This is a genomic window from Defluviitalea raffinosedens (assembly GCF_016908775.1).
Lineage (GTDB): Bacteria > Bacillota > Clostridia > Lachnospirales > Defluviitaleaceae > Defluviitalea > Defluviitalea raffinosedens.
The window spans coordinates 40,606-53,466 of record NZ_JAFBEP010000014.1; the positions used below are offsets into that span (position 1 = coordinate 40,606).

The 12,861-nt window shown below is 36.5% G+C and carries 14 protein-coding genes; all 14 read left to right on the plus strand.

Annotated features, from left to right (window positions below; all coding sequences use genetic code 11):
- The first annotated feature begins 23 nt into the window (after positions 1–23).
- Positions 24–1,250: a Zn-dependent hydrolase gene (locus tag JOD07_RS10410; RefSeq protein WP_158741461.1), complete on the plus strand. Its 1,227-nt coding sequence runs from the start codon at positions 24–26 to the stop codon at positions 1,248–1,250.
- 410 nt (positions 1,251–1,660) lie between these two features.
- On the plus strand, positions 1,661–2,227 hold the full coding sequence (locus JOD07_RS10415) for a TetR/AcrR family transcriptional regulator (protein ID WP_204613905.1): 567 nt from the start codon (positions 1,661–1,663) through the stop codon (positions 2,225–2,227).
- A 20-nt stretch (positions 2,228–2,247) separates the two neighbouring features.
- Positions 2,248–2,487 carry an AAA family ATPase gene (locus JOD07_RS16070; RefSeq protein ID WP_330636266.1) on the plus strand — a complete coding sequence of 80 codons (240 nt, stop codon included), beginning with the start codon at positions 2,248–2,250 and terminating at the stop codon, positions 2,485–2,487.
- A 236-nt stretch (positions 2,488–2,723) separates the two neighbouring features.
- Positions 2,724–3,095 carry an MmcQ/YjbR family DNA-binding protein gene (locus tag JOD07_RS10425; protein ID WP_158741422.1) on the plus strand — a complete coding sequence of 124 codons (372 nt, stop codon included), beginning with the start codon at positions 2,724–2,726 and terminating at the stop codon, positions 3,093–3,095.
- Between the two features lie 404 nt (positions 3,096–3,499).
- Positions 3,500–4,420 (plus strand): DMT family transporter, encoded by a 921-nt coding sequence (locus tag JOD07_RS10430; RefSeq protein WP_201800608.1) that lies wholly within the window; start codon positions 3,500–3,502, stop codon positions 4,418–4,420.
- Between the two features lie 183 nt (positions 4,421–4,603).
- Positions 4,604–5,059 carry an IS200/IS605 family transposase gene (gene tnpA / locus JOD07_RS10435; protein ID WP_204613907.1) on the plus strand — a complete coding sequence of 152 codons (456 nt, stop codon included), beginning with the start codon at positions 4,604–4,606 and terminating at the stop codon, positions 5,057–5,059.
- Positions 5,049–5,171: a hypothetical protein gene (locus tag JOD07_RS15690; RefSeq protein ID WP_279380857.1), complete on the plus strand. Its 123-nt coding sequence runs from the start codon at positions 5,049–5,051 to the stop codon at positions 5,169–5,171. The genes tnpA and JOD07_RS15690 overlap by 11 nt, the downstream gene beginning before the upstream one ends.
- A 226-nt stretch (positions 5,172–5,397) precedes the next feature.
- The gene (locus JOD07_RS15830) at positions 5,398–6,189 is read left to right on the plus strand and encodes a MerR family transcriptional regulator (protein ID WP_158741421.1); all 792 of its coding nucleotides are present in this window, start codon (positions 5,398–5,400) and stop codon (positions 6,187–6,189) included.
- A gap of 13 nt (positions 6,190–6,202) precedes the next feature.
- Entirely contained in the window at positions 6,203–6,838 is a 636-nt protein-coding gene (locus tag JOD07_RS10445) for a GyrI-like domain-containing protein (protein WP_158741420.1), read from the plus strand.
- A 296-nt stretch (positions 6,839–7,134) separates the two neighbouring features.
- Complete coding sequence (locus tag JOD07_RS10450; protein ID WP_201800607.1) at positions 7,135–7,785, plus strand: class I SAM-dependent methyltransferase; 651 nt, start codon at positions 7,135–7,137, stop codon at positions 7,783–7,785.
- A gap of 262 nt (positions 7,786–8,047) precedes the next feature.
- Positions 8,048–9,319 carry a S41 family peptidase gene (locus tag JOD07_RS10455; RefSeq protein ID WP_204613909.1) on the plus strand — a complete coding sequence of 424 codons (1,272 nt, stop codon included), beginning with the start codon at positions 8,048–8,050 and terminating at the stop codon, positions 9,317–9,319.
- Positions 9,320–9,517: 198 nt separating this feature from the next.
- Positions 9,518–10,582, plus strand: a complete 1,065-nt coding sequence (locus tag JOD07_RS15835; protein ID WP_204613911.1) for a DUF3795 domain-containing protein — start codon at positions 9,518–9,520, stop codon at positions 10,580–10,582.
- Positions 10,583–10,652: 70 nt separating this feature from the next.
- On the plus strand, positions 10,653–11,699 hold the full coding sequence (locus JOD07_RS10465) for a hypothetical protein (RefSeq protein ID WP_158741417.1): 1,047 nt from the start codon (positions 10,653–10,655) through the stop codon (positions 11,697–11,699).
- 189 nt (positions 11,700–11,888) lie between these two features.
- Positions 11,889–12,731 carry a pyridoxamine kinase gene (locus tag JOD07_RS10470; protein WP_204613913.1) on the plus strand — a complete coding sequence of 281 codons (843 nt, stop codon included), beginning with the start codon at positions 11,889–11,891 and terminating at the stop codon, positions 12,729–12,731.
- The last annotated feature ends 130 nt before the right edge of the window (positions 12,732–12,861 follow it).

Below are 12,861 nucleotides of genomic sequence, written 5' to 3' on the forward strand. Positions count from 1 at the left end.
TTTGAGGGGAGCGGTTAAGAATGATGATATCCTGTAGTATTGAACGATTAGAAGAAAAAATAAAAGCATTCAGCAAGTTTGGTGACACCGGCAGAGGTGGTGTCACACGATACTCGCTTTCAAAAGAAGCCATAGAAGCAAGAAATGAAGTAAAAAGGCGGATGGAAGCCCTCGGGGCAACGGTGGTTACCGATGATATGGCCAATATGTATGCAACTATTCCAGGAACAGAAGATCTTCCCGCAATTATGTCCGGTTCCCATCTTGACTCGGTAAAACAGGGAGGTAATTATGATGGAATTCTGGGGGTTCTGGCAGCTATGGAAGTTGTGGAAACTATAGTGAAAGAAAAAATTCCTCATCGGCACCCGATTACTGTTGTTGTATGGACCAATGAAGAAGGTGCACGATTCGAACCTGCCATGATGTCCTCAGGGGTTATTTGCGGTAAATTTGACAAAGAAGTAATGTTAGCTTCAGAGGCAAAGGATATACCAGGATATACTTTTGGAGAAGCTTTAGAAAAAAGCGGATTTAAAGGAGATGTTTCCAATAGAATGTCCCCTGAAAAATATAAGGCACTTATTGAATTGCATATCGAGCAAGGACCGGTATTGGAAAAGGAAGGCTATGATATAGGCGTTGTTGAAGGTGTATGCGGCATGATCAATTACGAATTTACTTTCCGCGGTCAAGCCGGCCATGCAGGAACAACTCCGATGAAATATAGAAAAGATGCGCTTTATGCGGCAGTCAAGACGATTCAGTATCTCCATGATGAGTTGGATCAGCTGGATAGTAAGCTGGTGTATACAACTGGCAAGATTTCTGCCCATCCCAATATTCATACCATTATTCCTGAGGAGGTTAAGTTTACTCTTGATGCAAGACATCAGAATCCTGAGGTGATCAGGCAAGTTCTTGAGATTATCCATAAGATACCAAAGATTGTGGAAAAGTGCGAAGTGAGCTATGAGGAAGCATGGTCCCGCAAAACGGTACAGTTTACACCGGAGCTTGTTGATTTTGTTGAGAAAAGTGCAAAGGATTATGGCTATACCAACATGAGGTTATACAGTGGGCCAGGTCATGACGCTCAATATGTAGTGGACGTCATTCCAACAGCTATGATCTTTGTACCAAGTGTCGGTGGCCACAGCCATTGTGAACTGGAGTATACACCTCTTGAGAATTGTCTTAAGGGCGCAAATGTCTTGTTAAGAACTTTATTATATATTGACCAGCACTAAAGTTCATCAGGCTCATTGCCAATAGTTGGATGTATTGGCAATGAGCCTGTTTTTATCTCAGGGCAAGATTTTGTGACTTTTGGTTGTATTGAATGCACAAGATTTAATTGAAGTTTTTGAATGAAATCTTTAGTTGTAAATGATCCCATATTTCTTTATTCATTAAAACCATTGCAATTTGTGAAAAGTTTGTTAACATATTGTTAAGGGTAAGTCAACAGCTTAAATCGTTTAATTTTGGCAATCTGGTTCAATAGATTTTGCTGAAGCATTTAGTGTAAGCAGTTGTTTAAACAGTCTGTCTTTATTATTTTTTGTTAATGAATTAACGACTTAAAGATAGGCTGATTGAAGTTTTATATTTAAAATTAGCATCAAATATTATATTGAAATCATAGCAGGTGAATATTATGAAACAAGATCCCAGACAAGTAAAATCAAAAGAAAAATTACATAATGCATACTTATCTTTACTTACCCAAGGGAAAAAGCAATTGTCAATTCAGCAAATATGTTCCAATGCTAATATAACCAGGCCAACTTTTTATAAATTATATAAAGATGTTAATGCATTACGATTGGATTTAATTCAGGAACTATTATTGGAATTAAAGCAAGTTTCAGCATTTGATTTCCATGAGCCAAAATCTATTGAATTAATGACGCGAGAAGAGAAATCTAAGAAATTGATTGAAATGCTTGAATATGTGAAGAAAAATCGCATTGCCTATGAAACCCTATTAATTAATCAACCAGATGCGGATCTTATTAGTGGAATGCAAGATATTATCCGGATCTTTGCAAAAGAATCAATTTACTTAACGCCATCGGAGCAATATTTGCACCATCTTAATAAGGATTTGATAATTTCTTATGTATCTGGTGCATTTGTTGAAAGCATACGCTGGTGGGTGAAATCTAATTTTGAACTTTCTCCACAAGCTTTAGCGCAAATGATGATTACATTCAAAAAATAAAAATAGACTGTAAAGATCGAATTACTTTTTTTGTAGGAGAAAATGGCACTGGAAAATCCACATTACTTGAGGCTATAGCCGTTGCCTATGGATTTAATGCAGAGGGTGGCACGCTTAATTATAATTTTTCTACTTATAATGATGTTTCTGAGTTAAGTAATTTTACTATTATAAGTAAAAGATACCGAAAACCTAAATGTTATTTCAACCCATTCCCCCATCTTATTAGGAATTCCGGGAGTATGTATCTACTCATTTGATCAGGGTACAATCAGCAGATGCAGTTACTAAGAAAGGGAATGTTATAACGTCATGAAATTATTTATCAATGACAGAGAGCGATTACTGAAAAGGCTGTTGGAGTAACTGGTTTTATTGAGAGAATGAACTTAAAAAAGTATGGAAGTAGGTTTTAGGACATTTTCTGTTAATGAAGATGCTTTTTTACCTTAAATAGCTTAAATTTAGTGTATCAGATTGAAAGGGAGTAGATTGTATGAAATATGACTGGATGGATGAATATCTTATGAGCAAAAAAGGCGTGGAAAAAGATTTACAGGAAAGCTGGAACTGGATCAGATATAAAATCAATAATAAAATGTTTGCAGCAATTTGCCTAGATGAAAAGAACCAACCATATTACATCACGCTAAAACTGGAGCCTTTAAGAGGAGAAGTTTTGAGAAAGCAATATGAGGATATTATACCGGGGTATTATATGAATAAAAAGCACTGGAATTCTGTTGTTGTAAATGGTAAGGTGCTGGATGATTTATTGAAAGAAATGCTGGATGAGTCCTATAATCTTATATTAAGAAGTCTTAGTAAGAAAAAGCAACTAGAAATACTGGAAGGGGAAAGAGCTTAGAGAAGTAGCTTTAAAAGTGATCAGATAATAAAATGAATGATTTATTTATCAAAATCAAAACGGCTTGAATTTCAAGGTGTTTTATTTTTGCAATCAATCTGTCAGTACGTTATCTGGAATACTCATAAATCCTATTGTGTATGAAGGGGTCAGTATAGCCGAGAGATGGGGACTTTTATTATTATGGCTCATTGTCAATAATTAGAGTGAAATTCATTCAATTACTCTCGATTATTGGCTTTGAGCTTATTTTAATGCACAGATTTTATTAACCTTTTAAAAAAATGTGTATAATTAACATCATTATTGTATAATAATTTTAAAACTCAGCACTTGACTCAAAGATACAAATCATCTGGGATTTTTTAAGATGGAAGAATAAAAATTTTTACTTGTAGGAGGATATGCAGAGAGTGAATGCTAATACGAATGACAAAAGATCATACATTATGTTGATTTCATCTTTATTCATTGTAGGAACCATCGGCATTTTCAGAAGGTATATACCCTTATCTTCTGCTTTGCTTGCTTTTTTTCGGGGGTTGATAGGATCTGTTTCTCTTTTGGCTTTCATTAAGCTGCGAAGGACAGAGACTTGGGAAGGTATGGGAGTAAAAAAGTTTGCTGGACTGATTATAAACGGAGCGTTTTTAGGAATCAATTGGATTCTTCTTTTTGAAGCGTTTAACTACACAACCATTGCAAAAGCGACCCTCTGTTATTACATGCAGCCTACTATTGTTTTAATGCTTTCTCCCTTGGTTTTTAAAGAAAAATTGACTGCAAAGAAGATAGTATGCGCGTTGGTAGCACTTGCTGGCATGATCTTTGTTTCAGGTGTTGTCAGTATGAACGTGGTACAGGAAGAAGATCTTAAGGGAATTTTATTTGGCCTTGGAGCTGCCTGCTTTTACGCAATGGTTGTTATTCTTAATAAGAAAATTACTGATGTGGACGCCTATCAGAAAACCATTATTCAATTAATTTCTGCGGCTGTTGTTCTGGTTCCGTACCTGGTCATCACAGGACAGTTTAAAGCTATTGTTTTCAATGGAAGACTTGTTTTGTTACTCCTGATTGTGGGAATCATTCATACCGGCGTTGTATATGCCCTTTACTTTGGAAGCATGAGTGGACTGAAGGCACAGACCATTTCAATTCTCAGTTATATTGATCCAGTAGTGGCGATGATTGTGTCAGCACTTATTCTCGGAGAAAGAATGACCCTATGGGAGATTATAGGGGCTGTACTGATTATAGGCTCAGCAATTGTAAGTGAACAAGAACCAAAAAAAATCAGATTTTCAACTAAGTTTAGACAATAAGCAATATGCCCTTTAACGCCAACCATATTATTTAGTGGTTGGCGTTATTGTATTTAAGAATACTACCTGCTATGCAGGTAGTTCTGAAAAGCTTTTAGCGATAAGTATGACATAAAAGACCTCCTTTTGTTACAATAAAATTGGTTTCGCCGGCCAATTTAAAAACAAAAGGAGGTCATCCACATGGATGAAAATAGTTTATCACACACCAAATGGGATTGTAAATATCATATAGTATTTGCCCCAAAGTATAGACGACAAGAAATATATGGAAAGAAAAAGAAAGAGATAGGAAAGATATTACGTGAGCTTTGTGAGTGGAAAGGGGTGCAGATAATAGAAGCTAATGCATGCCCAGACCATATACATATGTTAGTAGAGATTCCACCCAAATTAAGTATATCAAGTTTTATGGGATTTCTAAAAGGGAAAAGTAGTTTAAGGATATTTGAAAAGTATGGGAATCTTAAGTATAAATATGGCAATAGACACTTTTGGTGCAGAGGGTATTATGTGAGTACGGTGGGAAGAAATAAAAAAGCAATAGAACAATATATAAAGAATCAATTACATGAAGATATGATGTCGGATCAAATAAGTTTAAAAGAATACATGGACCCTTTTAAGGGTGGCAAGTAAAGAACTTTATGCAACTGGCGAAACCAAAGAGTGCCTTAAGGCACAGCAGGTACCATGCCCTTATAGGGCTAACGAAAAACCACCAGCTAAGCTGGTGGATATTTATTGCTAATTGATATAATATAAGTAAGCGCCAAAATGAGTATATGGAAGCATAAAAAAGGAGTATTTTGAAGTAACATCTGGTAAGAAAGCAGATAGGATTGAATGGATAGGCGAGATCATGCCATGAATATCCATCAAAAGTTGAGAAGCCGTTATTTTTTAATATAAGGTTGTTGACTCTCCCTTAAGGGGATATTTTATAATTTACTGTTAAGAGGGAAGGAGAATAAGCAGTGCTTAAGATCGGCGAGTTTTCAAAGCTGGCACATCTTACGGTTAAGGCATTAAGATTTTATGAGAAAGAGGAGTTATTGATCCCTGCATTTGTGGATGAGAGTACAGGATTTAGATACTATGAAACGGATCAATTGGAAATTGCAGCAAAGATTAAATCCTATAGGCAGCTTGAGTTATCCATAGATGAGATCAAGGTCATACTAAAAGGCGCAGAACCAAAGATTATACTTGAAGAAAAGGTAAAAAACTTAAAGGCACAAAAGGAAGCACTGGATATTCGACTCTCTATAATCAATCATATTTTGGAAGAGGGAGTGATGAAATATCAGGTAACAGTGAAAGAAATACCTTCAGTTATTGTTTATTATTCAGAAGTCAGGTTACCCAAATATTCGGATATGATGCAGCACATTCCTATTATCAGAGAGGAATGGATGAAATTAAATCCTGGTATCAAATGTATTGAGCCACTATATGAATTTTGTGAATATCTTGATGAGGAACACAGAGATGAGGATGTGACAATCAGATACAATAGGGCTGTGGACAGATTTGGTGTTGAAAGTGAGAATATCAGATTCAGAGAGATTCCTTCAGCCAAGGTATTGAGTATTTTACATAAGGGAGTCTATGACCAAATTGGTGAGGCATATGCATATATTATGAAATATGCAGAAGTTAATGGGTACAAGGTAATTGGACTTTCAAGAGAATGCTATATAGATGGAATATGGAATAAGGGCAGTATAGATGAGTGGCTGACAGAAATTCAGCTGCCGATTGAATAAGGAGTGAAAGGGAATGGCTTTTGATTTTAAGAAAGAATATAAGGAATTCTATACAGCGACGAATGAACCGAAGATCGTAGCTGTTCCAAAGGTGAATTATATAGCTGTAAGAGGTAAAGGTAATCCAAATGAGGAAGGCGGAGCTTATCAGCAGGCAATAAGTATATTGTATGCGGTTGCATATACATTAAAGATGAGCTACAAAACAGATTATAAAATAGAAGGATTTTTCGAGTATGTGGTTCCCCCGTCGGAGGGATTTTGGTGGCAGGATAATGTAGCAGGAGTTGATTATTCTAATAAGGATAGTTTCAATTGGATTTCGGTTATTAGGCTTCCTGATTTTGTAACCAAGGAAGATTTTGCCTGGGCAGTAGAGACTGCATCCAAAAAGAAAAAAATTGATTGTTCTTTGGCAGAGTTCTATACATTGGAAGAAGGCTTATGTGCCCAAATTATGCACATAGGACCTTTTGATAACGAGCCGGCGACGGTAGCTTTGATGGATGCGTATCTGGAGGAAAATGGATACGAAACAGATTTGAATGAAGAGAGACTACATCATGAAATTTATTTGTCTGATGCAAGAAAGATTGCTCCGGAAAAATGGAAAACGATCATCAGACATCCAATCAAAAAGAAAAAGTAGAATACAGGCTCCTGCCATTGGATGGATTTCTAATGACAAGGAGCTTTTTTAGGATTATAATTTAAGTTAAAGTTTCTAACAGAGAATGGGATTATGGATAGAACAGAAAAGATGGTCAGGCAATTTTAACTTTGGATCTTTTATGATGAAGAATGCCATCATCGACGATCATTGAGAATGGTCCAGGAAGAAAAAGAGAAGAAATATTGCTGCAAATGATGAAGCTATGCATCGCAGCGGTAAAAAATTAGCTATAATAAAAATAAACAAGTATGAATTTAAGGAGATAAGATATTATGCTTGAAAAAATGGGAGAGTTTTTTGACAGACGACTGGATGAATACGAAGATCATCAATTAAATTGTATTGAATCAGCCCATGAATTTTATAAATATACAGCTAAGTGTCTCCCTATGGAATGTGGATGCCGTATTATTGATCTTGGCTGTGGAACTGGACTGGAATTAGAGGAATATTTTCGTTTAAATCCATCGGCTAAGGTTACTGGAATCGATTTGGCTCCCGGTATGCTTAACAGACTGCGAGAAAAGTTCCGGGATAAAGACGTGAATTTGATTCTTGGCTCATATTTTGAAGTTCCATTTGGAATTGAGCGGTTCGATGCGGCTGTATCTGTGGAATCACTGCATCATTTCACAGCGGATGAAAAAAGACCGCTTTATGAAAAATTGCGAAAATCCCTAAAACCCGGTGGATTCTTTATACTCACGGATTATATGATATTGTCTGATGAAGAAGAAGCATTCTATAGAAAAGAACTGCTTCGCTTAAAAGCTGAAGAAGGTATTGCTGATAATGAATTTTATCATTATGATACGCCGCTCACTGTAGATCATGAAAAAGAATGCCTTTTGTCAGCAGGTTTTTCATCAGTTGAAATCTTGAACCACTGGGCTGAAACCTATACGATTAAAGCAATTCGATAATGATACTATTGTTTTTTGCTTATGCACTTTCTACACAGTTTGAACAGGGGCAGGAGTATTCCTGCCCTAATGTTTGTTTTGAAGGATGTTCAGGATGTTTTAGTGTAAAGAATGACAAGAAAGTCACATTCAGCCTTAAAATGTCATTTAAATCGATAGAACCAGAACAATGGATGATTTATAATAGAATCATTCTCTCTGTAGTTTTGGGCTTTTTACAAATAGTTAGTCTCAGGATGTAATAGTAAAGGGATAGATAATCATGAAACAGCCTGTTTTTGCAATGAAAGTATGCAGTAAAATCAGATGGTTGATGGCGGGTTTTTTTGTATTTGTGCTTTTACTTGCAGGATGTGGTACTATTTCTTCGACCAACGCTTACCTGGCAGAGGACAGAGACAGTCGCTGGGTGAATGATATTACCTATCTTGAAAAGACGTTGCCACGGGTTCACAAGAATTTATATTTTAAGATTACTGAAGAGGAATTTACCCGTCAGCTGGAAGAATTAAAAAATAAAGTACACGACTATACAGACGAAGAGATTGAAATTGCATTAAGTGTTATTCTGGCTGGCATCGGTGATACGCATACAGGATTGAACATGGGTGTGGAATCTATGTATCCCCTTGAGCTTCATTGGTTTGCAGAGGGTATCTATATTACTGGCACAAGCAAAGAACATCAGGAACTGTTGAATACCAGAATCATCAAAGTGAATGGTATTAAAATGGAGGAAGCGGCCAATAAGCTTAGACCTTTGCTTCAAGGGGCAAATGAAAGCTGGTTTAAAAACCAAGTTATTTATTATCTTACGATTCCAGGTGTCCTGAAATATTTCGGTTTAAGTGAGTCGGACGAAATTGGACTGGAGATTGAGCTGACAGATGGTCAAAAAAAGCAGGTTCAACTGAAACCGATAAATTATGAGGAGTATGTGCCGATCGAACAATCAGATAAGGTTATTCCACTATACCGGAGCCATCCGGATGAGAATTACTGGTACGAGTATTTAAAGGATGAAAAAATGATTTATCTGAACTATACTCGTTGCCGAGAAATGGAAAATAAGCCTTTTAAAACTTTTGCTAAGGAGTTTTGGGATTTTGCCAAAAGTCATGAAGCCGACAAGCTGATTATTGACATTAGGGAAAATGGTGGTGGAAGCTCGACCATTCTCGATTCTTTTATCAAAGAACTTAAAAAGAGCAAATTTAACGAGAATGGCAAACTTTTTGTGATTATAGGAAAAGATACCTTTTCATCAGCAATTTTAAATATCATTAGTTTGAAGAAAGATACTATGGCTTGGTTTGTTGGAGAAGCTACAGGCGGTGAACCGAATCATTACGGCGAGGTAAAGAAGTTTGAGCTTCCGAACAGCAAAATTCCAATTCGTTACTCTACGAAGTATTTCCATTGGTTAGACCAGGATGTCAATACAATTGAACCAGATGTGGTGATTGAAGAAACTTTTGCTTCTTATCGGGAAGGGACTGACCCGGTACTGGAGTGGATCAAGAAACAGAATTAAATGTTTAATTTGAAAAGATAGATTCCCAGACTTTTGGCAAGAATTGCTGAGTGCTGGGAATTTTATTTTTTATAAAAAGAACATTTGTTCTGAAAAAAGAAATATGATATAATGTTGTAATAAATTTGAAGAATTAGTCTTTTCGAATTTATAGGGAAATTATTAAAAATATAAGAAAATAAAGGAGGTTTAAAATTTATGGGCAAAGAATGGTCAGAAAAGCAGAAGAAGGTCCAGATTCTCCTTGGGAAAGAAGCCATATATAAGGAAGCAATAAAACAGCTTCTTGAACTTCGGGAAGAAATGTTTGAGCAGATTTCACAGATTGTGAACGGGTATCCTGCCAGGGCATTTTATCAGATGCCTTTTGCAAATGTGAAGGGTTATCACAGTAAGACGCTTGCCTATTCTATCTGGCATATCTTTCGGATTGAAGATATTGTGGCCCATATATTGATTGCAGGAGACGACCAGATATTTGTAAAGGGGGAGTATCAGAAGAAAATTGGTTCGCTGATCATTACAACCGGTAATGAGTTGCAGGGACAGGAGATTGCAGATTTTTCACAGAAACTTGATATCGGGGCCCTATATGAATATGCTAAAGAAGTTATGCTATCTACCAACTCAATCCTTTCACAACTGGAATATTCACAGATGAAGAAAAAATATTCGGATGAGGATAAGAAAAGGCTTGTAGAATCTGGTTGTGTCAGTTCTGCTGAGAATGCTGTCTGGCTTATCGATTACTGGTGTGATAAAGACATTAACGGCTTGATTAAAATGCCCTTTAGCAGACACTGGATCATGCATATTGAGGCGATGCAGCGGATTAAGAATAAGTTATGCAAAATGGCCCGTAAAGGTGTGGACCCTGCAGCATATTGTGACCATTCTTGCAATCACTGCTTCTTAGGTGAGTGGTGTGGCTCCTGCAGGACGGAGTATAATGTCTGCTCTTTTGCGACAATATTCGAAGATAAAAGATGTCCTAATGCAGTTTGCTGTATAGAGAAGAGTATAGATGGATGCTATGAATGTTCAGAACTGGAAAACTGTACAAAGGGTTTCTACGCACCGGAGAATAATGGAGCAATTGAAGCGAAGGTGCAGGCCATGTTTATACGAAAATATGGGAAGGAAGCTTTTATTGAGGTGGAAGACAAGCTCCATGAGAGATTTGATTTTTACAAGATGCAGGAGATTTTGGGACAAGGTATACATGAAGGATTGAAAATATTAGAGAATGAATTGAGCAAGTAATCGATTATTGCTGTCCAAGGAGATAATAGGATTAAATATCTCAATACTAAATTTTTAAAGAGGTGAACAAATGAGAAAAACGCTTCAGTATGCGGCAGGTTATTTAAAAGATATTTTGGTTTCTGAAACATATGAGGCATATGAGATCAACCCCATATATGCAAACGATTTATCTGAAGAGAATATACGAAAAGGTGTTTTGGCGGTCAGAGCTTTTTTGGTTCGTATCTACGATGCTTTATACGCCAAAGGCGAGATCTATGATCATGGCAAAAAAGATGCCCATGAATATGCAAACAGAACTTCCCTTTTGGTGCATTATCCATTTCTGAATACTGTAAAAATCATATTAATGAATATAGGGTACAGTGGTATACTGGCAGAAGACGCACAATCTATCATCTGCGAAAATACCATATTTAACGAGAAAGTTTCTGGTGCTAAAAACCTTGAATGCTTGCGATTTTTGGCGGATTGTGGTTTATGCGTTGAAGGCATGGACATAAATAACAAAAAGCAAAAATTGACAGATATCCAAACTATAAAGATAAGTTATCCGGATGATCCTATGATGTTGACAGGTTTGAAGGTGATGGCAACAGCAGAAAGAGAACATGGCACGCTCGTCAACCAGGATATTTTTCTGCGTTGTGATTACAGGGTATTGAAAAAAGAAACAACAGATGTATTTTTCGTAATGCAGGATATGATCAGGCCTTTATCTTCAGAAATACAGGATTTCATTCAGGAACTGCACTATCGCTATTTAAATAAGGGGCTTAACTGTATTGTAGAAATAAAAGGTTTTCATATTTACATAATGTATTGTTATAAACGAAAAGTGGTATGGGGACTCAATGCTTCTCTTAATACTGGTTATCATATTAATGTGAAACCGACAAAGACAGAGGAATATACTGATTCAATTAAAACATTTTCTCCAATTTTACAGGATTTGATTGCCAAAGGATATGGCTGTGGCAGAAAAAGAGAAATCGGTCGTTGTGATGGCGGCTGCCATGGTCTTCGCATCTCCTTGGATGATTCGGTTTTAGATCTAAAAGAGGATATTAAAACATGGTTTGATCAGGAAATATTATGCTTGCAAAAGCGATAACATTACCTTATAGAAATTTTCCTCTGTTTTTATGTTTTTTTAACGGATTTAGTTAAATTTTGGAAGTTAATATTGTTTTTCTTTTCCTTTTTGATTATAATAAGGAACATTAAATTAAAAAGAATGAGTGGTGGATTGAATGATTACGAGCATTATTATCAGGACTAGAAGATACGGAGGGATTTAATTATGACAGAAGCAAAAGTAATGACAATACAAGATATTTCATGTTATGGCCAGTGTTCACTTACTGTGGCACTGCCTATTATTTCTGCCTGTGGAATAGAGACGGCGATTCTGCCATCCGCAGTTCTTTCAACCCATACTGGAGGATTCACGAATTTTACATTCCGTGATCTCACGGATGATATTCCTAAAATAATGGAACATTGGATGAGTGAAGGCATCAAGTTTGACTGTATTTATACGGGTTATCTCGGAAGTGTGACACAGATTGAGTATGTAAAAGCTCTATTCAAAAATGTACTAAAGGAAGGTGGGCTTAGAATAGTTGATCCGGCAATGGCTGATAATGGAAAACTTTATTATGGTTTTGATGAACATTTCGCCCATGCAATGGCTGGCCTTTGCGGAGAAGCAGACATCATACTTCCGAATATAACGGAAGCTTGTTTTATGTGTGACAAAGAGTTCATCGCAAACAACCATACGTCGGAATATATAGATGATCTTCTTGTGGGGCTCAAGGCTCTCGGTGCTAAGAAAATAGTCCTTAAGGGTGTAAGTTACGAGCAATCAAAATTGGGAGTTGTTGTTTATGATACAAAAACAGATGAAAAAATGGAATATTTTAATGAAAAAGTAGGGTGGATGTCCCATGGTACAGGTGATTGTTATGCAGCAGCTTTTACAGGAGCAGTTCTTCAGGGCATGAGCTTATATGATGCCGCTGCTTTGGCTGCAGACTTTGTTGTTGAAGCCCTCAGATTTACCAAGGGGGATGAAAATCACAAGTATGGTGTTAAGTTTGAAAAAGCACTTCCGATGTTGGTTGAGCGATTGAATAAATAGTAAAATTCCCAAAAGCGTTTAATAAATAAAGGTTTTTCGACTATTGTTCTTTTTTCGGGGATTTCACCCGAGATGACAATGGAAGAAAACCTTTATTTTTGTTTTGGGATATATAGACTTTATATTCAGT